This is a genomic window from Sphingomonas sp. EC-HK361 (assembly GCF_902498785.1).
Classification (GTDB): Bacteria; Pseudomonadota; Alphaproteobacteria; order Sphingomonadales; family Sphingomonadaceae; genus Sphingomonas.
The window spans coordinates 225,678-248,868 of sequence record NZ_LR701494.1; the positions used below are offsets into that span (position 1 = coordinate 225,678).

The window sequence follows — 23,191 nt, forward strand, 5'->3', positions numbered from 1 at the left end:
CCGATACCTTTTTGGGTCTTGCTGCGACGCAGCGGCGGGCGGTAGGGACGCGGGCGATGACCGAAGCACCGCGTCCTACCCAGCCGCCACCTCCGACGACCCCGACCATGTTTGAGGCGATCGTGAAGAAGCAGGCGGTCGCCGCGACCTATAATCGGGGTGAGGTGATCCTCGCGCCGCACGTCCTGTATACTCGCCACGACGAGCTGCACGTCGATGCCATCACGCTGGAACGCGACGGCAAGCCGCCGCGTGAGGAAAAGTTCGGCACCTTCAAGCTGGCGGGCCTCGGCCCGATCCGCATCACGCCGCGGCGTTTTACAGTCAGCGAGCAGTTCGACGCGACCGATGCGCGCTATGCGGGATCGGTGCTGATGGCGGTCGAGCCGGACTGACCCGACCGCGCATCGGCCGTTCAGCGGCAGCGCACCTGGCTGTTGTTCTGATCGATCGCCTTGCCGGCCAGCGCGCCCGCCGCACCCCCAAGCAACGTGCCGACGATACGCGAATGGCCGCCATCGATCACGTTGCCAAGGATGCCGCCGGCCGCGCCGCCGACGATAAGGCCGGTCGTGCCGTCCGACCGCTTGCAGTAATAACGCCCGTCCGTGCCGGCATAGACACGGTCGTCGGCGCTCAGCGTCCGCTCCTGATAACTGGAGCCGGAACGATAATAGCGAGACGGATCGTAACCGTTCTCGTAGCGATCGTCCTGCGTGTAGTCCGGGGCTTCGCGGTATGCGCCGGATGGGGGCGGGGGGGCGTAATATCCGCCGCGCGATCTCGCGGCCTGATAGCGATCGGCCTCCTGCCGGAAGATCTGATACTCACGGTCGAACCGATCCTGCGCTGCGCGGAAGCGAGCGTCGTCCGCGGATGATTGGGCGAGGGCGGGCATCGACGCCGCGGCTCCGATCGAAAGCGCGGCTGCGGCGAGGGTAATCGAAAATCTGCGCATAACGAACTCCTGTGCCGGCGCCGACAGCTTGGTGACGCGGCGCTGCGCTCGGCATTACCTGCGGGAAGAGAAATCGTTCCTGAACGGGACATAGCGGAGAGGTAGGGCGTTCGGACACCAACGACACATCTCGCATCAGGAGCGCGCAAGTGACCGACGCCATCAAGACGACGACCGGCAACGGCGGAGAAACCCACCAGCAGGCGGGTGGCGGCGATGCGCTGACGACCAACCAGGGCATCCGCGTGTCCGACAACCAGAACAGCCTGAAGAGCGGGGCGCGCGGTCCGACGCTGCTTGAGGATTTCGTGCTTCGCGAGAAGATCTTCCATTTCGACCACGAACGCATTCCCGAGCGTATCGTCCACGCGCGCGGCTCTGCTGCGCACGGGTATTTCGAGGCGACCGAGGATATCTCCGACCTTTCGAAGGCGGCGCTGTTCAAGAAGGGCACGAAGACGCCGGTCTTCACCCGCTTCTCGACCGTCGCGGGCGGTGCCGGGTCGGTCGACACGCCGCGCGACGTGCGGGGCTTCGCGGTGAAATTCTACACCACCGAAGGCAATTGGGATCTCGTCGGCAACAACATCCCGGTGTTCTTCATCCAGGACGCGATCAAGTTCCCCGACCTTGTCCATTCGGTGAAGATGGAGGCGGATCGCGCCTATCCGCAGGCGGGCAGCGCGCATGACACGTTCTGGGACTGGGCATCGCTGATGCCGGAGACGACGCACATGCTGATGTGGGCGATGTCCGATCGCGCGATCCCGCGGTCGCTGCGGATGATGGAAGGCTTCGGCATCCATACCTTCCAGTTGGTGAATGCCGATGGCAAAGCCACCTTCGTCAAATTCCACTGGAAGCCGAAGCTCGGCTTGCAATCGACCGTCTGGGACGAGGCGCTGAAGCTGCAGGCGGCCGACAATGATTATCATCGGCGCGACCTGTTCGAAGCGATCGATGCGGGCGACTTTCCCGAATGGGAACTCGGCATCCAGACCTTCGACCGCGCCTTTGCCGAAGCGCAGTCTTATGATGTGCTCGACGCGACGAAGCTGATCCCCGAAGAGGTGCTGCCCGTCCGGATCATCGGGCGGATGGTCCTCGATCGCAATCCCGACAATTTCTTTGCTGAAACCGAACAGGTCGCGTTCTGCCCGGCAAACATCGTGCCCGGCGTCGATTTCTCGAACGATCCGCTGCTGCAGGGGCGGCTGTTCAGCTATCTCGACACGCAAAAGTCGCGGCTGGGGACGGCGAATTTCCACCAGTTACCGATCAACGCGCCGAAATGTCCGGTCATGAACTTCCAGCGCGACGGGCAGATGCAGATGAACGTGCCGAAGGGGCGCGCGAACTACGAACCGAACAGCCTGGCCGCGCACGGCGAGGAAGGCGGCCCGCGCGAGTGCCCGATGACCGGGTTCACCACTAACCCGGCCTCGACCGGCACCGACGAGAGCGGCGAGAAGCTGCGGGTTCGCGCGGAATTGTTCTCCGACCATTACAGCCATGCGCGGCTGTTCTGGACGTCGATGACCGACAATGAACGCGCGCATATCGCGTCGTCCTTCACTTTCGAGCTGTCGAAGGTCGGACTTGAACAGGTCCAGCCGCGGATGGTCGCGAACCTGCGTAACGTCGATGAGGGGCTCGCCAAGCGCGTGGCGGACGGGCTGGGAATCGATCTGCCCGCCAAGACGAAGCCAGCGCGCGCGGCCGTCGATATGGAGCCATCTCCTGCGCTGTCCACCCAGAAGAACATGAAAGCGACGCTGGAAGGCCGCGCGGTCGGCATTCTCATCGCGGATGGGTCGGATGCGGGCGACGTCGCCAAGGTGAAGACTGCGGTCGAAAAGGCTGGCGGCAAGCCCGTTGTCGTCGCACCGAAGGTGGGCGGCGCGAAGCTTTCCGACGGCAATGTCATGAAAGCCGACGGCCAACTGGCGGGCTCGCCCTCGCAGATCTTCGATGCGGTCGCGATCGTTCTGTCGGACGATGGCTGCCGGGCGCTGATGAAACAGGGCGCGGCGGTGCAGTTCGCGATGGACGCGTTCGGCCACCTGAAGGCGATCGGCGCCTCGAAAGCGGCGAAACCGCTGCTCGACAAGGCCGGCATCGAGGCCGACGCGGGCGTCACCGATCTGGGCGACGCCTTTGTGAAGGCCGCAGCGAAACGCTTTTACGATCGCGAGCCGAAGGTGCGCGCGCTCGCCTGAATGGATATCGGGGTGGTCGCCGGCGCGATCACCCCAGGCTGACGAAGCTGTCCATCACCCGCTTGCGGCCGGCCTGCTCGAAATCGATCTCGAGCTTGTTGCCCTCGATCTCGGCGATTTCGCCGTAGCCGAATTTCTGGTGGAAGACGCGCATTCCGACCGCCAGATCGTCGCGGCCCTTGTTGCCGAGGCTGATCGCGCTGGCGCGGCTTTCGACCACACGGGACGGACCCGCGGTGAAACTGGTGCCAGCGCCGGCCGCGCGCTGCCAGCCGGGGCCGCGGCCGGTGCCTCGGCCGACAGTGCTGAACGGATCGGCATGTTCGGACCAATTTGCGCGCCACAGGCTCTCGCCGCCCGACATCGTCGTTTCCGTTTCGATATGCGCATCCGGCAGTTCACCGACGAAGCGCGAGGCGATCGATGACGACCACTGGCCGTAGATGCGGCGATTGGCGGCGTGGAGGACCACCGCGCGGCGGCGTGCGCGGGTGATCGCGACATAGGCGAGGCGGCGTTCCTCCTCGAGCGCCGACGTCCCGCCTTCGTCGATCGCGCGCTGCGAGGGGAAAAGTCCTTCCTCCCAGCCGACGAGGAAGACGGTATCGAACTCGAGGCCCTTCGCGGCGTGGATCGTCATGATGGTGACGCGTGGGTCGCCGGCGGCGGCCTCGTTGTCCATTACGAGGCTGACATGCTCAAGGAACGCGCCGAGGCTTTCATATTCCTCCATCGCGCGGACGAGTTCGGAGAGGTTTTCGAGGCGGCCGGCGGCCTCGGTCGATTTCTCGGCCTGCCACATCGCAGTGTAGCCGCTTTCGTCGAGCAACTGGCGGGCGAGCTCGGCATGGGGCAGGTCGCGCGCCATGTCGCGCCAGCGGGCGATATCGCCGACGAGGTTGCCGAGCGCGCGGCGGGCCTGCGGGGTCAACTCGTCGGTATCGAGAATGCGCGCGGCGGCGATGGTGAGGGGCACGCCCTCCGCCCGCGCGAGCATGTGGAGCTTGGCGAGCGCCTTGTCGCCGAGGCCGCGTTTTGGGGTGTTGACGATGCGTTCGAAGGCCAGATCGTCGGCGGGCTGGTTGACGACCCTCAGATACGCGAGCGCGTCGCGGATCTCCATGCGCTCGTAGAAGCGTGCGCCCCCGACGATGCGGTAATTCATGCCGATCGCGATGAAGCGGTCCTCGAACTCGCGGGTCTGGTGCTGGGCGCGCACGAGGATCGCGACATCGTCGAGGCTGGTGCCGTTTCGCTGCGCCGCCTCGATCTCCTCGCCGACGCGGCGCGCTTCCTCGGGGCCGTCCCAGATGCCGAGGACCTTGACCTTCTCGCCGGCGCTTTCCTCAGTCCACAAGGTCTTGCCGAGGCGGCCGCCATTATGGGCGATGACGCCGGAAGCGGCGGCGAGGATGTGCGGAGTGGAGCGGTAATTCTGCTCCAGGCGGATGACAACGGCGCCGGGGAAGTCCTTCTCGAACTTCAGGATATTCTCCACCTGCGCGCCGCGCCAGGAGTAAATCGACTGATCGTCGTCGCCGACGCAGCACAGGTTGCGGCGCTCCTGCGCGAGGAGGCGCAGCCAGAGATACTGGACGCTGTTGGTATCCTGATACTCGTCGACCATGATATAGCGGAAGCGCTGCTGATAAGCGCTGAGCACCTCACGGTCGCGCTTCAGGATGGTCAGCATGTGGAGCAGCAGGTCGCCGAAGTCGCAGGCGTTCACTGCGCGCAGCCTCGCCTGATATTGTTCATACAGTTCGCCGCCGCGGCCGTTGGCGTAGCGCTCGCTTTCGCCGGCATCGATCTCTGCGGGGGTGAGGCCGCGGTTCTTCCACTGGTCGATGAGTCCGGTGAGGCTGCGGGCGGGGAAGCGCTTCTCGTCGATATCGGCGGCTAGTATGAGCTGCTTCAGCAGGCGGAGTTGGTCGTCGGTATCGAGGATCGTGAAGTTGGATTGAAGTCCGACGAGCTCGGCGTGGCGGCGAAGCATCTTCGCGCCGATCGCGTGAAAGGTGCCGAGCCATGGCATCCCCTCGACCAGGTCGCCCACCAGCCGTCCGACGCGTTCGCGCATCTCGCGCGCAGCCTTGTTGGTGAAGGTGACGCTCAGGATCTCCGACGGATAGGCCTTGCGCGTGTAGAGGAGGTGGGCGAGCCGGGCGGTGAGCGCGGCGGTCTTGCCGGTGCCTGCGCCCGCGAGGACGAGGACAGGGCCTTCGGTGGTCAGCACCGCCTCGCGCTGCGGCGCGTTCAGGCCGCGGAGATAGGGCGGATCGGCAGGGGAGGGCGCAGGTGGGGTCACGCGTGAACAGCTAGGGAACGCGGGCGCTCGAAGCAAGCTCTCGCGGGCTTGCCGCGACGAAGCGATCGTGAGAACATGAAGCGAACGACCGGGAGAGAATCGATGCCCAGCGGAGGATGTCATTGCGGCGCGGTACGCTACACGGTGGAGGGCGCGCCTGCCCACGCGGCGCTGTGCCATTGCCGCGATTGCACGCGGTGTTCCGGGGCTCAAATGGTCGGATGGGCGCTGTTCCCGCGCGACGCGGTGACGATCGTCGGCGAGACGAAGGAATACCGGTCGTCGGAGGATGGTCGCCGGCAATTCTGCGGAACGTGCGGAACGGGGTTGTTCTATACCAGCGAGGCGGCGTTTCCCGGTCAGATCGACATCCAGATCGCTACACTCGACGATCCCGACGCTTTTCCCGCGACCGTCCATATCCAGATCGCCGACGACCCGGCGTGGATGAAGTCGACGGGTGACCTGCCGCGATTCGAACGCTATCCCGGCTGACCTCGGGAGAGGATGGCGCCCTGAAGACGTGATCAGGCCGACAGCGAAACCGCCGCTGGATCGATCGCTGTCATCAAATTGTCATCGATCGGGGCGAAGGCGGGATCATCATGGCTACCAATGCTCTCGCGGCCGGCGAGTCTGCCTCGCCCGCTCGCTCGCCGCATGGCATCGATCGCCCGCTTCATCCCTCCGTGCGCCTTGCGTTTTTGGCCGCGAGCATCGCGGGACTGGTGTATGCGGGCTACAGCATCTTCATCGATACGCAGCAGGTCGGCGAGACGCTGGCGACCGGGGTGTTCCTGTTCCTCGGGCTAGCGCTGCTGATCGCGCTGGGATTCGAGTTCGTGAACGGATTTCACGATACCGCCAACGCGGTCGCGACAGTGATCTACACCAACGCCATGTCGGCGCCGGTTGCGGTTATCTGGTCGGGTGTGTGGAATTTCATCGGCGTGATGGCCTCGACGGGGGCTGTCGCGTATTCGATCATCACGCTGCTGCCGGTCGATCTCATCCTGAACATCGGCTCGGCGGCCGGCTATGCGATGATCTTCGCACTGTTGCTGGCGGCAGTCGGATGGAATCTCGCAACCTGGTATTTCGGGATTCCCAATTCTTCCAGCCACGCGCTCATCGGCTCGATCCTCGGCGTCGGCGTTGCCAACGAGCTCCTGTCGGGCACCACCGGGGGGACTTCGGGGCTCGACATGGGACAGGTCGAGACGGTGTTGTCCGCGCTGCTGATCAGCCCGCTGATCGGCTTTGGCGGCGCGCTGATCTGCATGCTCGCGATGAAGGCATTCGCACGCGATCCAAAACTCTTCCGCGAACCGGAAGGCGATGCGCCGCCGCCCAGGGGCATCCGCGCGCTGCTCGTCTTCGGCGCGACGGGCGTCAGCTTCGCGCACGGCGCCAATGACGGGCAGAAGGGCATGGGGCTCATCATGCTGATCCTCATCGGCTGTGCGCCGACGGCCTATGCGCTCAATCGCACCGTGCCGGAAAGCGCAACGCCGGCGTTCGTCCAGAGCGCGACGCAAGCGGCCAATGTGTTCCGCATGAAGGCAGGCGGCGAGCAGGTCGCCATGCCTCAGTCGCGCGCAGTGCTTGCCGATGCGCTGCAGGCGAAACAGGTCGACAGCCCGCGGGTGTTCGCCGCGCTCGATACCGTCTCACGCGACGTGACGCAGCGGATCGCGAGCTATGGTTCGCTCGGCAAGGTGCCGTCGGCGGCGACGCCGAACCTGCGCAACGACATGTATCTCGTCCTCGATACGACGAAGCTGATGGTGAAGGGCGATCATGTCGGCGCCGGGCTATCGGCCGCCGATGCCACCGTGGTGCGCAGCTATCAGGGCAAGCTGGAGACGGGCACGCGCTATATCCCGACCTGGGTCAAGGTGACGGTCGCGCTCGCGCTCGGCCTCGGCACGATGGTCGGCTGGCGGCGGATCGTCGTGACGGTCGGCGAGAAGATCGGCTCGTCGCACTTCAGCTATGGCATGGGGGCTTCTGCGCAGATCATGGCGGCGGGCACGATCCTGCTCGCCGCGTTCAAGGGCCTGCCCGTTTCGACGACGCACATCCTGACATCGGGCGTGGCCGGTGCAGCGGTCGGCAATGGCCAGTCGCTCCAGCGGCGCACGATCATCAACATGGTGCTGGCCTGGTTCATGACGCTGCCCGTTGCGATGGCGCTGTCGGGCGGCTTGTACTGGCTTCTGCTGGCGATCGTGCACGCGACCGGACACTGACAAAAAATGGGCGGCCGCAACGGGCCGCCCGCAGTTCAGGGAAGGGCCGGGCAGGGGGCCACGCCCGGCAGATGCGCGGCTCAAACCGCGACAGCATCCTATTGACGCAAATTCGTGACAATCGCGTGGCAGCGCATGCAGGATTCTGCTTTCGGCGCGGTTTGACGTGTCGAGGCGGCCAGCGCACAGAGGCGCGGTGTCTGCCGCTGTGTCGTCCCGCCGGATTCTGACTGCGAGCCTCGTCGGCACCGCAGTCGAATTCTACGATTTTTACATCTACGCGACCGCCGCCGCGTTGGTTTTCGGGCCGTTGTTCTTTCCGTCCGACAGCGCATCCGCGCAACTGATGCTGAGCTATGCCAGCTTTGGCCTCGCCTTCGTTGCGCGGCCGGTCGGCGCCATCATATTCGGTCATTTCGGCGATCGGCTCGGTCGGAAGTCGACGCTCGTCGCATCGCTGATGCTGATGGGCGGATCGACCGTCGCGATCGCATTCTTGCCGACCCACGCGCAGGTCGGCTGGGTCGCGCCAGCACTCCTGTGCCTGCTTCGCTTCGGCCAGGGGCTGGGCCTCGGCGGCGAGTGGGGCGGGGCGGCGCTGCTCGCGGTCGAGAATGCCCCGGCCGGACGGCGCAACACCTGGGGGATGTTCCCGCCGCTCGGTGCGCCCGTCGGCTTTCTGGCAGCAAACGGCTTCTTCCTCCTGCTCGGGTTCGTCCTCACCGACGCGCAATTCCTTGCCTGGGGCTGGCGTCTGCCGTTTCTAGCCAGCGCGGTCCTCGTCGCGCTGGGGTTATGGGTTCGGTTGAAGGTGACCGAGACGCCAGCCTTCCGCGAAGCAGCCGCCGCAGACGCGCTGCCCAAGGTGCCGATCGCGACGTTGTTCGCCGGTCATGCGCGGGCGGTGCTGACGGGCACGCTAGCGGTCGTCGCCTGTTTCTCGCTCTTCTACCTCGCGACCGCCTTCGCGCTTGGTTACGGCACGACGGCGCTCGGCTATTCGCGCCAGGCTTTTCTGGCGATCGAGCTTGTCGCGATCCTGTTTCTGGCGGCGGGGATCATCGTGGCGAGCGTCACCGCCGACAGGCGTGGCGCGCGGGCGATGCTCTGGATCGGTTTTGCCGGCTGTGCTCTTGCCGGCGCGCTCATGGGGCCGATGCTTGCCAGCGGCGCGACCGTTGAAGTCTTTACATGGCTCGCGCTCGCGCTGTTCGTGATGGGCTTCGCCTATGGACCGCTCGGCGGATGGTTGCCGAGCCTCTTCCCGTCGGGCGTCCGCTACACCGGCGTGTCAGTGACGTTCAACGTCGGCGGGATCATCGGCGGCGCGCTTGCCCCGATCGCCGCGCAGGCGCTGGTCGAGCGCGGTGGGATCGGCATCGTCGGGCTCTACCTTGTGGCGGCGGGTATCCTGAGCGGCGCAGGACTGTTGATCCTCAAGCGCGGCGAAGGAGCGTGACCCGCGCCTTGCCGTGAACCCGGCTGGCATCGACCGCGAAACCGTCCAGTGCGACCTCTTCCTGCTTCGCGGTTTCGAGGCTCACCCATGTTGCGGGGCCGATCCAGCCAAGCCGGCTCAATTTGTCGAGCGCAACGATTCCCGCGCCGGTGCCATAGGGCGGGTCCATGAGGATGAGATCGCGGGGGGCTGGCGTGGGGCCCAGCGACAACACCGACCCCGCGCGGATATCGGCCTTGGCGCCGAGCTTGGCGACATTGGCACGCAGCGCGTCGAGCGCATCGCGATCCTGCTCCACGAAGAGGCAGGAGGTGGCACCGCGCGACAGCGCCTCAAGTCCCAGCGCGCCCGATCCGGCAAACAGATCGGCGACGCTGAGTCCTTCGAAGCTGCCGAGACGGCTGGCGAGCATCGAGAACAGCGCTTCACGCGTGCGATCGGCGGTTGGGCGCGTGACATCGCCCTTCGAGGCGGTGATCGGCCGACCGCGCCACGTTCCGGCGATGATCCGCATTGGTTACTTCCGCGTCCGCGGCGGCCGGGCGGGCCGGGCACCGGAGCGGGGCTCTGGATACTTCCCGCGTGGCACTTGGGGCTTCCATTCGGCCGCGGTCGTCGAGCCAGTCGCGTCGCGGTGCGCGCGGACTCGTGCGGCGCGAGCGGGCTTCGCGATCGTGTCGTGCGAGGGATCCCGCTCGCGGCGTCCACCGCGTGCGGGCACCGCCGTCGGTGCAGGCCTTGCCGGCCGCTGCACCTGCTGCGGACGAGCGGGCCGCTGCGGCCGGGTCGATGGACGTTCGGGTTCAACCATGCCGACCTTTGCGATCGACGCGCGCGCAGTCGAGGGAGCGGTGTCCGGCGCGTGCATAGGCTGGAGTGTCTTGCTCGTCGGGTTCTTGCGAAACGCGGCCAGGTCGCGCTGACGCACCTCGCCGATGCCACCCACCGGCAAGTCGCCGAGGATGAACGGGCCGTAGCGCGTCCGGATCAGTCGGGAGACTTCGAGGTCGAGATATTCGAGCACGCGGCGCACTTCGCGGTTCTTGCCCTCGGTCAGGATCATCTCGATCCAGACGTTGGCGCCGGTCCGGCGTTCGAGATTGGCGTCGATCGATCCGTAGCGAATGCCCTCGATCTCGACGCCTTCGATCAGGTCCTCCAATTGCGCCTGCGTGACATTGCCGTAGGCGCGCGCCCGGTAGGCGCGTTCGACACCGGTCGCGGGCAGTTCGAGCAACCGCTTCAGCTCCCCGTCGGTCGTCATCAACAGCAGCCCCTCGGTGTTCAGATCAAGGCGGCCGACGGGCATGAGCCGGGGCAGGTCCTTCGGCAGGCGGTCGTAAATGGTCGGGCGGCCGGCGGGATCGCGCTCCGTGGTCAGGACGCCGCGCGGCTTGTGGAACAGGAACAGCCGTGCGGGCTCGGCCGCGGCGACGGCATTTCCGTCCACGGTGACGCCCGCCAGCGAGGTCAGGATGGTCGCGGGCGTATCGATCGCGACGCCATCGATCGCGATCCTGCCTTCGCCGATCATCCGCTCGATCTCGCGGCGCGACGCGACGCCCGCTCGGGCCAGCAGCTTGGCGATGCGTTGGGGCGCCTCACCCGATCGGGCGGATGGAGGGGCGGATTTCGGCGGAAGCGACATGCGCGTGCTGATACAATCATTGTGTTGCCGCGTGCAGAATATTTTGCAGCCGATTCGCCCGCGCGGCGTTATGGGACAAAAGGCGAATATCGCGTGCGGGCCGTGGCGGCACGGCGCGGGTGGAGCGGGACATGTTCGGGAAGAAGAAGCGTCAGATCCTGCGTCTCCTCGTCGTCGAGGACGAGCCGCTGATCGCGTTCGATGCCGAGCATCTGCTGACCGAGCAGGAATATGTGGTGGTCGCTACGGTCGATCGGGTCGCCGACGCCGTGGCGGTGCTCGAGGGGGATAGTGAGGTTCACCTGGTGCTGGTCGACGTCTCGCTGGCGGACGGCAGCGGGCTGGACGTCGCCCGAGCGGCCCAGGCCCGATCGATTCCTGTCCTGTTCGTGACCGGGCATGCCCCTCAGGAGGCGGAGGCGCTGGCGATCGGGTGGCTCAGCAAGCCCTATACGCAGCGCGGATTGCTGTCGGCGATCGAGACGTGCGAGAAGGTGCGCGCGGGCAAACCGCCGCGCCGCCTGCCGAGCGGATTCACGCTGTTCGGTGTTGCTGCCTGAGACGCGCTACAGACGCGCCTCGACCTGATCGTGAAAGGTGCGGATACCGGCTTCGAGCGTGCCGAGCGTGATCCGATCGATCGCGCCCGACTGCAGGCCCTGCTGGCCAAGCGCAGCGGCTCGGAAGTCCTCGCTGGCGAAGACGCCGCCGTCCAGGAGGTTCCAGCTACGCTCCCAGTGGTCCAGTGCCTTTTCGGTTGCGAGCGCCTCGGGAATGAGCATGAAATCCTCCACCAACACGCGGTCGTGCGCCTGCGGCATCAGGGTCATGAGGTTCACATAATCGGGGCTGACGATCAGGATCGTGCCCGGGAACATCTGGTAGGTGTAGGTGATCGCCGAGCGAAGCGTGGGCCAGTCTTCGGCGGCGACAGCCTCCGCCGACACGTCCCGCCCGACGGCCGAGCGCTGGTGCGGCCCGATCATGTCTCCGGTAGCGACGCCGTCCCGGAAGAATTTGCCGATCGTCGCCGCATGCAGGCGCTGGACGTGATAGCTTTCCAGAAACGCATCCATGATGAGTTTCCAGTTCGCAGCCACATCATGGGTGCGGCGGCGAAAGAGATATTGGCCAGCAAGTCCGAACGCATCGAAATCCTGACCCAACTCGTCCGCCTCGGCAAAATCGGCGTCGTCGTTGAAGGCGAACCAGATGAGCCCGCCCGCCTCACGCGTCGGCAGATGCTTTAGCGCGAAATCGCGCTTGTCGAGGCCGGGAAAGCTGTCAGGTCGCGGCAGTCCGGTCAGCGCGCCGTCGAGGGAGTACGTCCAGGCGTGATAGGGGCAGGTGAGCCGCGGCGCGCAAATCCTCTCGGTGCCCTCGACGAGCCGCGTGCCTCGATGTCGGCAGACGTTCAGAAGGACGTGCGCCTCTCCGTCCTTGTCGCGCGCGATCAGCAGGGGCTTGCCGAACCCGTCATGCGGAACCGACATGTTACGCTCGGGCAAGAGCGCGGACGGCGCGATCACGAGTGGCGTGCACGCGAAGATCTGCGCTTGCTCCGCCGCGTGGCGCCCGGGCGACGTATAGGCGTCAGCATTCACATGCGTGATAGCATCCGCCGCGCGAGAGCCGCCTTGCGCCAGCCGCGCCGCCAGCGCGAGCTGGCCGGATGTGGGGGCTAGGCGACCTCTGGTTGCGTTCATGCCTTTCCTCTCCGTCCTTAGACCCCTAGTGTTCTCTGCTTGGGTGAGGGGAGCAAGCCTTGAGTGACGGCGTAAGCGTTCGCGGAGCGACATGGTGGGACGGCGTGCGGCCGTATCTGGAAAAGGCGCCGATCGCGTCACTCGCACTGGGCCTGTCGTCCGCCTTTCCGCTGACGATGATCAACAGCACGCTCGCCAGCCGCCTTGCCGAAGCGGGGATCGAGAAGAAGAGCGTCACCGCCTTCGCGCTCGTCATCCTCACCTATAATCTGAAGTTCCTGTGGGCATGGATCATCGAGGGGGTGCGGATCCCGGTCCTCGGCCGGCTGGGACAACGCGTGTCGTGGCTGATCGTGCTTGCGGCGCTCGTCGTGATCGCCACGTTCAACCTGGGGCTTGCCGATCCGAAGGTTTCGCTTGCCAGCACTGCGACCGCCGCGCTGCTGCTCGGATTTGCGGGGGCAAGTTTCGACATCGTCATCGACGCCTACCGGATCGAGCTGCTCGAGCCGCGCCAGCTCGGCGTGGGCGCAGGGATGGGCCAATATGGATGGCGGATCGGTTCCGCGCTGCTTGGCGCGCTCGCGCTGGTCATCGCGGCACGCGCGGGCTGGACGACGGCCTACATGTTCAGTGCGGTCTTTGCCGCACCGGCCTTGCTCGTCGCGCTGTTCATGGGCGAGTCCAAGCGGCACGAGGAAGTTACCGCCAAGCGGCCGCGCCTCGATATCGGCACCGCAATTATCGGTCCGTTCGCGGAATTCTTCCAGCGGCGCGGCGCGGTGCTGGTGCTGGTCTTCATTCTCATCCACAAGATCGGCGACACGCTCGCCAATCTTACCTTCCGGCTGCTGTTCAACGATCTGGGCTTCAGCAAGGACGAGATCGCGATCTACGACGTGGGCGTCGGCTTCTGGGCGCTGCTGATCGGCGTGTTCGTGGGCGGCGTGATGTATGCGCGGCTTGGCATGAAGCGATCGGTCCTCATCAGCCTTGTCCTGATGGCGATCTCCAATCTCAGTTTTGCAGGGCTGGCCGCCGCCGGCCATTCCAATATCGGCATGGCGAGCGCGATCGGGTTCGAGAATTTTTCGAGCGGAATCGGCGGCGTCACCGTCGTCGCCTATTTCTCCGCGCTGGCGAATCTGCGCTTCACCGCCGCCCAATATGCGCTGATTTCCGCCGCCTCCAGCATCGTCGGCCGTTTCCTGAGCGGCACGACGGCGGGCGGGCTTGTCGAGAGCATCGGCTATGTCGATTTCTACCTGCTGACGACGGTCGTCGCGCTACCGGGCGTCTTCCTCTTCTGGTGGATGATGCGCGCCGGGTTGATCGATCAATCGATCGGCACCGCGGGAACGGTCGGCGAAGGCGATGCGCGCGCTGGACCTTCGGGGGGTGCGACCCTAGATTAGCGCGGCGCGGGTCCAACGGGGGCTGCGTCCGACGCCGGGGGAACCGGCGCACCGCGGGGCAAACTCCGCCAAAAGCAAGGACCTACGCACATGGCCGAAAAACAGAGCTCGCTTCAGGATCTGTTCCTGAACTCGCTGCGCCGATCCAAGGCGCCGGTCACGATGTTTCTCGTCAAGGGCGTGAAGCTCCAGGGCATCGTGACGTGGTTCGACAATTTCTCGGTGCTGCTGCGCCGCGACGGCCAGTCGCAGCTGATCTACAAGCATGCGATCTCCACCATCATGCCATCGGGGCCCATCGACGTGGCCGGAATCGTCGACGCGATGGGAGAAGTGCCCCGCAAGCAGCCGTTGTTGCAGGAGGTTTTCCTCAACGCGGTAAGGAAGTCGGAAGACCCGGTCACCATGTTCCTGGTCAACGGCGTGATGCTGCAGGGCGGGATCGCCGCCTATGACCTGTTCTGTATGCTGCTGCACCGCGATGGCATGGCGCAGCTCGTCTACAAACACGCGGTATCGACCATCCAGCCTTCGCGTCCGCTGAATCTTGCTGACGAGCCGGAAGAATCCGACGACAACTAAGGATCATCGATTGAGTACCGGCTTCGAACGCGACCGCGACGAGTTCTCTCGCGGGGCGCGGGCGCTTATCGTCTATCCGGACCAGGGCGCGTCATCGCGCGACGCGGAGGCGCGACTGGAGGAAACGGCTGGTCTGGCCGAGGCGATCGGGATCGTCGTCGCCGACAAGCACGCGATCCGCGTCCGGGCGCCGCGCCCGGCGACGCTGATCGGGTCGGGGCAGGTCGAGGCGCTGGCTGCCTCCGCACGGATGGAGGAAGCGGATCTGGTCGTTTTCGACGCCGCGCTCACGCCCATACAGCAGCGGAATCTGGAAAAGGCGATCGAGGCGAAGGTCATCGACCGCACCGGCCTTATCCTGGAAATCTTCGGCGAGCGCGCGGCGACCGCGGAAGGGCGGCTGCAGGTCGAACTCGCGCATCTCGACTATCAGGCCGGGCGGCTGGTGCGAAGCTGGACCCATCTCGAGCGCCAGCGTGGTGGGTTCGGCTTCCTCGGCGGCCCCGGCGAAACCCAGATCGAGGCGGATCGGCGGCTGATCCGCGATCGCATGGCCCGCCTGCGGCGCGAGCTCGAGCAAGTGACGCGGACTCGCGGGCTGCACCGCGATCGCCGTCAGCGTGCGCCGTGGCCGGTCATCGCCCTCGTAGGCTACACGAATGCTGGAAAGTCGACCCTTTTCAATCGGCTGACAGGCGCTGACGTCATGGCGAAGGACTTGCTGTTCGCGACGCTGGACCCGACGTTGCGCCAGATCTCGCTCCCCGGGATCGACAAGGCGATCCTATCGGACACTGTCGGGTTCGTGTCCGAACTTCCGACCCAGCTGGTCGCAGCGTTCAAGGCGACGCTGGAGGAGGTCGTATCCGCCGATCTGCTGATCCACGTCCGCGACGTGGCGCATCCCGACAGCGAGGCGCAGCGCGCGGACGTCGAGGCGGTGCTGGGCGAGATCGGCGTGCCCGAGGGAACGCCGACAATCGAGGTCTGGAACAAGCTGGACCTTTTCGACGCCGAACGCCGCAATACGCTGCTGGCCGACGCCTCGCGGCGGGACAATGTCGTCGCGCTGTCGGCGCTGACCGGGGAGGGGACTAACACGCTGATCGCGGCGGTTAGCGAGCTACTGACCAAGGGACATCGCCGCTACACCGTCGCGCTGGACGCCTCGGACGGGGCCGGCGCGGCATGGCTTCATGCGCACGGCGAGGTCCTCGCGCATTATGTGGACGGCGAACGCTCCGTCTACGACGTGCGGTTGGCTGAACGCGATTACGAACGCTTCAACCGGCGGTGACCTCATCTTCCGCAATATCCGTGGGTTGACTGGCCTTCTTCACCTGAAACCATAGCTCCTCCTTAGCGTCGAGCGACAGGCCTGGAAAGGCATCGCCGGCGACCGCTTCCATCGCACGGAAGCGCATTTCGAACTTCGCGTTGGCCGCGCGCAAAGCCGATTCCGGATCGACGTCCAAGTGCCGCGCCCAATTGACGATGGCGAATAGGAGGTCGCCGACTTCGCCCTCGACCTCTGCCGGCCCGGCCGCCTCGATCTCTGCGAGTTCCTCATCGATCTTCGCGCGGGGACCGGCCGCATCCGGCCAGTCGAACCCGACACGCGCCGCGCGGCGCTGCAGCTTTTCGGCGCGTAGGAGCGCGGGTAGCCCGGCTGCGACTCCACCCAGCGCGCCGTGCGTCGATTTCTCGCTCCGTTCGGCCGCCTTGATCGCTTCCCAACCGGGCGAGACCGCCGCGTTACCGAAGATATGGGGATGGCGCCGCTCCATCTTGTCGCTGATCGCTTCGACCACATCGGCGAACGCAAACGCGCCGGCTTCCTCGGCCATGCGAGCGTGGAAAATGACCTGAAGCAGCAGGTCGCCGAGCTCGTCCTTCAGATCATCGGTGTCGTTGCGCGCGATGGCATCGGCGACCTCATAGGCTTCCTCGATCGTATAGGGTGCGATCGTCGCAAATGTCTGCGCGCGATCCCATTCGCATCCGTATTCAGGGTGACGCAGGCGGGCCATGATGGCGATGAGCCGATCGATCAACGGATGGGTCCTTTCGGCAAATCAGATATACCGATAATATATATTATGTTAATTGTCGGCGTGTTTCGGTTGGAGGATAAGCGTGGTGCCCTCGACCCGCCAGCCTTCCAGTCGCGACAGGAAGTTCATCCCGATCACGTCGGTTTCGTCGAACGCATCGGACACCACCACCGGCAGATCGCGCGCGACGATGCCGCCGACCTGCAGGCGCTTCGCCGTCGCGGTCCTTGCCGTGATCGTTCCGTTGGCGGTTTCGATCATCACCGGCAGCGGACTCTCGTCGACATCGATGCCGGCTGCGCGCGCCGCATCGACGGAAAGCGCAGTCGTCGTCGCGCCGCTGTCGATGAGCATGCGTCGCCGCACGCCATTGATATCCGCCTGCGCCCAGAAATGGCCGTCGGCGGCCATCGCGATGCGCACCGTCTCGCCGGAAACCCGCTGGTCGCTGTCCAGCAAGGCGGTGCTTGCGCGCTGCCAATAGGGTTTGATGCGATCCTGCTGCGCGACGAGCAGCAGGCCGACGACAAAGATCGCGAGCCATGCCAGCGCCATTTTTACCGTCGCGCCGATCGGCACGCGACGTGCCAGGAGCGCTGACAGCGGCAGGATAAGCATCAGCGCATAGATCATCGCCTGACCGGTCTGGTCATTCACAGATGAAACTCCAGACCGTCGAACCCCGGCTCGACGCCCTTCGGGAGTTCTTCGCACAGCGTCCGGTAGTCCATCGACTGGTCCATATGGATGAGCGCAGCGCGCCGGGGCTGAAGCTGTCCTATCCAGCTCAGCGCCTGCTCCAGGGTCGGATGCGATGGGTGTTCGCGCCGGCGCAGCGCATCTACGACCCACACGTCAAGCCCGCTGTAGAGCGCCGCCATCGCATCGGTTAGGTTATGAAAATCCGTGGCATAACCGGCATGTTTGTCGTCATGACTGAAGCGAAGACCGGCGGTGTCGATTCCGCCATGAGGTTGATCGGCCACACCGATCGCGATGTCGCCGATCGTCAGGCGATCGGGCAGCGGCTGGAGATCGACCGTCGGCGGATAGCCGTGAGCCCCTTCAAACACATAGTCGAAGCGGTGACGCAAAGCCGCGATCGTCTGCGGTCGCGCATAGCCTTTCACCGGGCGCCCGATCATGTGGTAGACTTGACGAAGGTCATCGATGCCGAACGTGTGGTCGGCATGATCGTGCGTCCAGATGACGGCGTCGAGTGCGCCTACATTTGCCGCCAGTAGTTGCTCGCGCATATCCGGGCTGGTATCGACCAGGATCGTCGTGTGCTTGCTCTGAACGAGGACCGACGCGCGGGTGCGCCGGTTGCGTGGTTCCTGCGGGTCGCATGCACCCCAATCATTCCCGATTCTCGGCACGCCCGACGAGGTGCCCGAGCCGAGAATGCGAACCTTCACGCCTTGGTCCTGGCGAACAAGGTGTGGAAGTTGCGCGCGGTAATTGCCTTTAGTTCTGTGACATTTTCACCGCGGAGATCGGCGAGAAACGCCGCTGTGTCCGCCACAAAGGCTGGCTCGCCGGTCTTGCCACGATGCGGGACGGGCGCAAGGAACGGAGCATCGGTTTCGATAAGCAGGCGATCGATCGGTAGCCGCGCGGCGGTTTCCTGAAGCTCGCGCGCATTCTTGAACGTCACGATACCCGAGATCGAGATGTAGAAGCCAAGGTCGAGCGCGATATCGGCAAAGGCGCCGGTGCCGGTAAAGCAGTGGATGACGCCGGTATAGGTGCCCTTCCCCAGTTCGTCTCGCAGGATCGAGGCGGTCTCGTCCTCCGCATCGCGAGTGTGGACGATGACCGGGAGGCCGGTTTCGCGCGCGGCCGCGATGTGGGTGCGAAAGCTCGCCGCCTGACGGGCGCGGTCGGAATGGTCGTAGAAATAATCGAGCCCGGTTTCGCCCAGGCCAACGACCCGCGGATGTGCTGCGCGCGCTACGAGTTTGGCGACATCAATTTCGGAATGGGCATCAGCCTCATGCGGATGGATGCCGATGCTGGCCCACACATCCGGCTCACGCTCCGCGGTCGCGACGATATCGTCCCATTCGCGCTCACGGGTGGATATGTTGAGCATCGCGGTAACGCCGCGAGCGCGGGCGCGCTCGAGCACCGCGCGCTGATCCTCGACCAAGCCCTTGTAATTCAGATGACAATGGCTGTCGGCGAGCACTACGGGTTTACCTCAGCGGGCAACTCCAGCCGTGGAAACACCGGGGTCGGCGGTGCGATGCGGAAACCGCTGGCGGCCTGCGCCTCATACCAGCCGTCATCATCGATCGCCGCATGATCGCGCGCATCGGCACCGATCTGGTCGAGCACCTTTGCCGCTGCGGTCGGCACGACGGGCAGGATCGTGATCGCGAGAATACGGATGGCCCGGACCAGCGTGCGGAGCACCGCGTGCATCCGGTCGGGATCGGTCTTGCGCAGCGCCCACGGCGCCCGCGCATCGATATACTGGTTGCACGCAAAGACGCCGCGCAGCCACGCCTCTACGCCCTGGCTAAGCGCCAGATCCTCGAATGCCGCCTTCATCGCCGCTGCCGCGACGATAACTTCCTCGATCAGAATTCCATCGGCGTCCTCGGGCTTGCCCGACTTGGGAAACTCGCCATCCAGGTTCTTGGCAATGAACGACAAGGTTCGCTGCGCGAGGTTGCCGAACGCGTTGGCGAGCTCGGCGTTGACGCGGGTCACGATCGCTTCGGCCGAATAGCTTCCATCCTGGCCGAAGCTCACTTCGCGCAACAGGAAATAACGCAGTGCATCGATCCCGAATGCGTCGGCCAATTCACTCGGATCAACGACGTTGCCAAGGCTCTTCGACATCTTCTCGCCCCGGTGGAGCAGGAAGCCGTGGCCGAACACTGTCTTCGGCAGAGCGATCTTTGCAGACATCAGGAATGCCGGCCAGTAAACGGCATGAAAACGAACGATATCCTTGCCGATCAAATGAAGATCGGCCGGCCAGTAGCGGTTGTCGCCGGTCGTATCGGGATAGCCGGTCCCGGTGAGATAATTGGTCAACGCATCGACCCAGACATACATCACATGGCCATCGCTGCCCGGGACCGGAACGCCCCAATGGAAGCTCGTACGGGAAACCGACAGGTCCGAAAGCCCGCCTTCGACGAAACGGACAACTTCATTGCGCCGGCTCTCGGGACGGATGAAGTCCGGTTGTGACGCGTAGAGATCGAGCAGCGGCTGCTGATATTTCGAGAGACGGAAGAACCACGTCTCCTCAGCGGTCCATTCGACCGGCGTGCCTTGCGGAGAGAGTTTCGCGCCCCCTTCCCCGACGACGAGCTCCTTCTCGTCATAAAAGGCTTCGTCACGAACCGAATACCAGCCCTCGTAACGATCGAGATAGAGGTCGCCCGCAGCCGCCATTGCTTCCCAGATCGCCTGGCTGGCGCGGTGATGCGCAGGTTCGGTGGTGCGGATGAATCGATCGTAGCTGATATCAAGCGCATCGCACATCGCCTTGAAGTGCGATGACATTTCTGCAGCAAGATCCTCGACGCGCTTGCCGGCCTCGCGCGCGGCTTGCACCATCTTCAGTCCGTGCTCGTCGGTGCCGGTCTGGAAGCGGACGTCGCGACCACGCTGGCGCTGGAAGCGCGCGAGCGCATCGGCGGCGATCGCCTCATAGGCGTGGCCGATGTGCGGCCGTCCATTGGGGTAGCTGATCGCGGTGGTGATATAGAAGGGGTCGCCCATCCGCGTCCCCTAGAACAACGCGCGCGCGGCGTGAAGCGGCTAGGCACAGGCGAGACGCGCGACGATCCCCGCCATCTCGAACACCGTGCCCTGCGCGTCGAGCGACAGCCCGCGTGCGGCGCCGGCAAGCTCGCGCGCCGCATCATAGGCGTCGAGCGCGGTGCGCAGGCTTTCGCCGCGACGGTGCGCCGCGGCCTCGGCGATCATCGTCGGGGCGCGATCCAGAAAGAGCTCGTATCGAGGCTGCGCGGCCTTAAGCGACAGCGCCTTCGCCAGTCGCGCCCGGGCCGTATTGCCCGGATCGCCATCGCGCGCAAAGCCCGCCAGCGCGGTATCGATCGCCGGCAGATCGAGCCCGGCATAGCGGAGCGCCCTGCCCGGCGCGCCGTCACCGGCGTGCGCCAAGGCATCGATCTCTTCGGCTGATGCGTCCGGCAGTTCCGACCGCAGCGCCGCCCGCATGTCGGCATCGTCCAGCGGCTCGAAGCGGAGGATCCGGCAGCGCGAGCGGACCGTCGGCAGCAATCGTCCTGGCGCGTGGCTGACGAGGAGGAAAATCGTGCCCGCGGGCGGCTCTTCCAGGCTCTTGAGGAGTGCGTTGGCGCCGCCCCGCTCCAGATCGTCGATCGCATCGATGACGATGACCCGGCGCGGCGACAGCGACGGCGTGGTCGCCAACATCGGCAGCAACGCGCGAACCTGCGCAATGGTGATGCTGCGCGCGCGCTCGCCATCGGGCTTGTCGGCGTCCTTGGGCAAGCGAGTGAGACGCCGGAAATCGGGATGCGATCCCGCGGCGATCAGCGATGCTGCCGGATGATCGCTCGGCACGTCAAAGTCGGAAAACCGCACGCCGGGCGCCGCCCCTTCGGCCAGCAGGCGGAGTGCGGCGGCCACTGCGAAGCTGCCCTTGCCGACGCCCTCCGGACCGGCAAACAGCCAGGCGTGATGCAGGACGCCACTGTCGATCGCTGCCCCGAACGCGGCGCGGGCGGCGGCGTTGCCGTAGAGTGACGTCATGGCAGCCAGTCGGCCAACCCGGCGAGAAGTGCTGCGGTGACGGCTCCGGGCGCCACGCCGGCATCGATCATCCGGAATCGCTCCGGCTCGCGCGCCGCAAAGCCTTCGAACGCGCGCGCCACGTCGGCATGGAAGCCGGCCTCGCGCGCGGCGAACCGATCCGCTGCGGCGCCGTCCCGTCCTTCCGCGCGCCGTGCGCCGTCCGCGGCGGGCAGATGAAGGACGAAGGTCCGGTCGGGCAAAAGTCCCCGGCTGCCGAACGCGTGGAGCGCCAGAATCGCGGCATCGTCGATCCCGCCCGCGACTCCCTGGTAGGCCCGCGTCGAGTCTAGAAAGCGATCGCAGATAACCCAGCTGCCCGCGGCTACGGCCGGCCGGATCGTCTTTTCGACATGGTCGGCGCGCGCCGCCGCGAACAGCAGCGCCTCGGTATGCGGGCTCCAGCGCGCGACATCGCCCTGCATCAGCAACGCGCGGATCGCCTCCGCGCCCTCGCTGCCGCCGGGTTCGCGCGTGACGAGGGTGTGGACCCCGCGCGCCTCCAGAGCCGCGGCGAGCGCCCGCGCCTGCGTGGATTTGCCCGCCCCTTCCCCGCCCTCCAGCGAGAGGAAGCGACCGATCATCCGCCCCGCCTCAGCCGAACAAGCCGGTCAGGCCAGCCCAGGCGCGACCGAAGAAACCGGCCTCGCCGACATCCTTTTCGGCGACCAGCGGCAGTGTCTGCTGTGGCAGGCCGGGCGAGGTGATGACGAGATCGGCGACATGCGTGCCGGCCTTGATCGGTGCCTTGATCGGACCCTGATAGACGACCTTGCCCTGCATCTGCGGGGTCATGCCCGCGGGCAGCGTGACGGTGAGGTTGCGCGGGGCGACGAGCCCGACGGTCGAGGCATCGCCCAGCTGAACGGCGGCGTCGGCGACCTTGCGACCCTGCTTCACGACGGGCTTCGCCTGCCAAGCGCGAAAACCCCATTCCATGAAGCGCACCGAATCGTTCACGCGCTGGTTCCAGCTCGTCATGCCTGCCAGCACCATCACGAGGCGGCGACCATTCTGTTCGGCCGAGCCGGTAAAGCCGTAGCCGGCCTCTTCGGTATGTCCGGTCTTCAGGCCATCGGCGCCAGCGACCCGTCCGAGCAGCGGATCACGGTTCGCTTGGGTGATCGCATCGCCCGAGCCGAGCGTCTTGCCCCAGGTAAAGTCAGGGCGCGAATAGAACTGCTTGTAGAGCTTGGGATAATCCTCGATCGTGCGGGCAGCGAGCGTGCCGAGATCGCGCGCCGACACATAGGTCACGCCGTTGTCGGGCCAGCCGTTCGCGGTACCGAAATTGCTGTTCGTCAGCTTCAGCTTGTCGCGCATCTGGTTCATGCGATCGACGAACGCCGCCTCGGTCCCCGAGATTCCTTCCGCCAGCACGATGCACGCGTCGTTCCCCGACAGCGTGACGATGCCGTAGAGCAGATTTGCGACGCTGACCTTCTCGCCAGACGACAGGAACATCGTCGATCCCTGCGCATGCCACTTCTTCCACGTGTCGGGCTGCATCGTGAATTCGGTATCGAGCTTCAACTCGCCCTTCGCGACCATGTCGAACGCGACATAGACGGTCATCATCTTCGCCATCGACGCCGGCGGCATGCGGCGGTCGGCATCACGCTCGAACAGCACCGCGCCTGACGAAAGGTCGGTCATGTAGGCGACCGGCGCTTCGGTCTGGAACTGCGGCGCAGGCGCCGCAGCCGTCGAGGGATAGGCGCCAACGATGGCAACGAGCGGGAGGGCGAGCGCGGCGGCAATTCTGGTCATGGGAGAAACAAATCCGT

21 protein-coding genes and 1 pseudogene are annotated in these 23,191 nt (G+C 65.5%); 9 read left to right on the forward strand and 13 right to left on the reverse strand.

All coding sequences use genetic code 11. The features are described 5' to 3' along the window. The first annotated feature begins 56 nt into the window (after positions 1-56). Positions 57-395, forward strand: a complete 339-nt coding sequence (locus tag BOS5A_RS08250) for a hypothetical protein (RefSeq protein WP_151954749.1) — start codon at positions 57-59, stop codon at positions 393-395. A 20-nt stretch (positions 396-415) separates the two neighbouring features. Here the strand turns inward: BOS5A_RS08250 and BOS5A_RS08255 are convergent, their stop codons facing one another. Then, on the reverse strand, positions 416-958 hold the full coding sequence (locus tag BOS5A_RS08255) for a glycine zipper 2TM domain-containing protein (RefSeq protein WP_151954750.1): 543 nt from the start codon (positions 956-958) through the stop codon (positions 416-418). A 149-nt stretch (positions 959-1,107) separates the two neighbouring features. Between BOS5A_RS08255 and BOS5A_RS08260 the strand changes: the two genes are divergently transcribed. Next, on the forward strand, positions 1,108-3,177 hold the full coding sequence (locus tag BOS5A_RS08260) for a catalase (protein WP_199857296.1): 2,070 nt from the start codon (positions 1,108-1,110) through the stop codon (positions 3,175-3,177). A 28-nt stretch (positions 3,178-3,205) separates the two neighbouring features. On the opposite strand, the gene BOS5A_RS08265 is transcribed toward BOS5A_RS08260, so the two are convergent. Further along, on the reverse strand, positions 3,206-5,485 hold the full coding sequence (locus BOS5A_RS08265; RefSeq protein ID WP_151954751.1) for an ATP-dependent helicase: 2,280 nt from the start codon (positions 5,483-5,485) through the stop codon (positions 3,206-3,208). Between the two features lie 102 nt (positions 5,486-5,587). On the opposite strand from BOS5A_RS08265, the gene BOS5A_RS08270 reads away from it, so the two are divergent. From BOS5A_RS08270 to BOS5A_RS08280, 3 genes are all read left to right on the forward strand, one after another. Then, positions 5,588-5,980: a GFA family protein gene (locus BOS5A_RS08270; RefSeq protein ID WP_151954752.1), complete on the forward strand. Its 393-nt coding sequence runs from the start codon at positions 5,588-5,590 to the stop codon at positions 5,978-5,980. A 110-nt stretch (positions 5,981-6,090) separates the two neighbouring features. Next, positions 6,091-7,737 carry an inorganic phosphate transporter gene (locus BOS5A_RS08275; RefSeq protein WP_151954753.1) on the forward strand — a complete coding sequence of 549 codons (1,647 nt, stop codon included), beginning with the start codon at positions 6,091-6,093 and terminating at the stop codon, positions 7,735-7,737. A gap of 196 nt (positions 7,738-7,933) precedes the next feature. Beyond that, entirely contained in the window at positions 7,934-9,196 is a 1,263-nt protein-coding gene (locus BOS5A_RS08280; protein ID WP_234419272.1) for an MFS transporter, read from the forward strand. Here the strand turns inward: BOS5A_RS08280 and rsmD are convergent. Further along, on the reverse strand, positions 9,174-9,710 hold the full coding sequence (gene rsmD, locus BOS5A_RS08285; RefSeq protein ID WP_151954754.1) for a 16S rRNA (guanine(966)-N(2))-methyltransferase RsmD: 537 nt from the start codon (positions 9,708-9,710) through the stop codon (positions 9,174-9,176). The two genes, BOS5A_RS08280 and rsmD, sit on opposite strands and share 23 nt — an antisense overlap. 3 nt (positions 9,711-9,713) lie before the next feature. Then, positions 9,714-10,844 carry a pseudouridine synthase gene (locus BOS5A_RS08290; protein WP_234419273.1) on the reverse strand — a complete coding sequence of 377 codons (1,131 nt, stop codon included), beginning with the start codon at positions 10,842-10,844 and terminating at the stop codon, positions 9,714-9,716. Between the two features lie 131 nt (positions 10,845-10,975). On the opposite strand from BOS5A_RS08290, the gene BOS5A_RS08295 reads away from it, so the two are divergent. After that, on the forward strand, positions 10,976-11,404 hold the full coding sequence (locus tag BOS5A_RS08295) for a response regulator (RefSeq protein WP_151954755.1): 429 nt from the start codon (positions 10,976-10,978) through the stop codon (positions 11,402-11,404). Between the two features lie 6 nt (positions 11,405-11,410). Here BOS5A_RS08295 and BOS5A_RS08300 read toward each other — a convergent pair whose 3' ends face one another. Beyond that, positions 11,411-12,550 (reverse strand): aromatic ring-hydroxylating oxygenase subunit alpha, encoded by a 1,140-nt coding sequence (locus BOS5A_RS08300; protein ID WP_151954756.1) that lies wholly within the window; start codon positions 12,548-12,550, stop codon positions 11,411-11,413. Between the two features lie 59 nt (positions 12,551-12,609). On the opposite strand from BOS5A_RS08300, the gene BOS5A_RS08305 reads away from it, so the two are divergent. From BOS5A_RS08305 to hflX, 3 genes and pseudogenes are all read left to right on the forward strand, one after another. After that, positions 12,610-13,965: an AmpG family muropeptide MFS transporter gene (locus BOS5A_RS08305; RefSeq protein WP_151954757.1), complete on the forward strand. Its 1,356-nt coding sequence runs from the start codon at positions 12,610-12,612 to the stop codon at positions 13,963-13,965. A gap of 6 nt (positions 13,966-13,971) precedes the next feature. Further along, positions 13,972-14,547, forward strand: a pseudogene (gene hfq / locus BOS5A_RS08310) (RNA chaperone Hfq); the annotation flags it as partial. A 10-nt stretch (positions 14,548-14,557) separates the two neighbouring features. Beyond that, positions 14,558-15,844, forward strand: coding sequence for a GTPase HflX (hflX, locus tag BOS5A_RS08315; protein WP_151954759.1), 1,287 nt, complete (start codon positions 14,558-14,560; stop codon positions 15,842-15,844). Here hflX and mazG read toward each other — a convergent pair. Genes mazG through BOS5A_RS08355 form a run of 8 tightly spaced genes read right to left on the reverse strand, consistent with a single transcriptional unit; the run spans position 15,831 to position 23,174 of the window. Beyond that, the gene (gene mazG / locus BOS5A_RS08320; RefSeq protein WP_151954760.1) at positions 15,831-16,601 is read right to left on the reverse strand and encodes a nucleoside triphosphate pyrophosphohydrolase; all 771 of its coding nucleotides are present in this window, start codon (positions 16,599-16,601) and stop codon (positions 15,831-15,833) included. The genes hflX and mazG overlap by 14 nt on opposite strands. A gap of 48 nt (positions 16,602-16,649) precedes the next feature. After that, entirely contained in the window at positions 16,650-17,258 is a 609-nt protein-coding gene (locus BOS5A_RS08325; protein WP_151954761.1) for a retropepsin-like aspartic protease family protein, read from the reverse strand. Next, the gene (locus BOS5A_RS08330) at positions 17,255-18,019 is read right to left on the reverse strand and encodes an MBL fold metallo-hydrolase (RefSeq protein WP_151954762.1); all 765 of its coding nucleotides are present in this window, start codon (positions 18,017-18,019) and stop codon (positions 17,255-17,257) included. Before BOS5A_RS08330 ends, BOS5A_RS08325 begins: the two co-directional genes overlap by 4 nt. Further along, positions 18,016-18,792 (reverse strand): TatD family hydrolase, encoded by a 777-nt coding sequence (locus tag BOS5A_RS08335; protein WP_151954763.1) that lies wholly within the window; start codon positions 18,790-18,792, stop codon positions 18,016-18,018. Before BOS5A_RS08335 ends, BOS5A_RS08330 begins: the two co-directional genes overlap by 4 nt. Continuing rightward, positions 18,792-20,345, reverse strand: a complete 1,554-nt coding sequence (gene metG, locus BOS5A_RS08340; protein WP_151954764.1) for a methionine--tRNA ligase — start codon at positions 20,343-20,345, stop codon at positions 18,792-18,794. The genes BOS5A_RS08335 and metG overlap by 1 nt, the downstream gene beginning before the upstream one ends. A 39-nt stretch (positions 20,346-20,384) precedes the next feature. Beyond that, positions 20,385-21,365, reverse strand: a complete 981-nt coding sequence (locus BOS5A_RS08345; protein ID WP_151954765.1) for an AAA family ATPase — start codon at positions 21,363-21,365, stop codon at positions 20,385-20,387. Then, entirely contained in the window at positions 21,362-21,988 is a 627-nt protein-coding gene (gene tmk, locus BOS5A_RS08350) for a dTMP kinase (RefSeq protein WP_151954766.1), read from the reverse strand. The genes BOS5A_RS08345 and tmk overlap by 4 nt, the downstream gene beginning before the upstream one ends. Before the next feature lie 10 nt (positions 21,989-21,998). Next, entirely contained in the window at positions 21,999-23,174 is a 1,176-nt protein-coding gene (locus tag BOS5A_RS08355) for a D-alanyl-D-alanine carboxypeptidase family protein (protein ID WP_151954767.1), read from the reverse strand. Positions 23,175-23,191 lie beyond the last annotated feature (17 nt).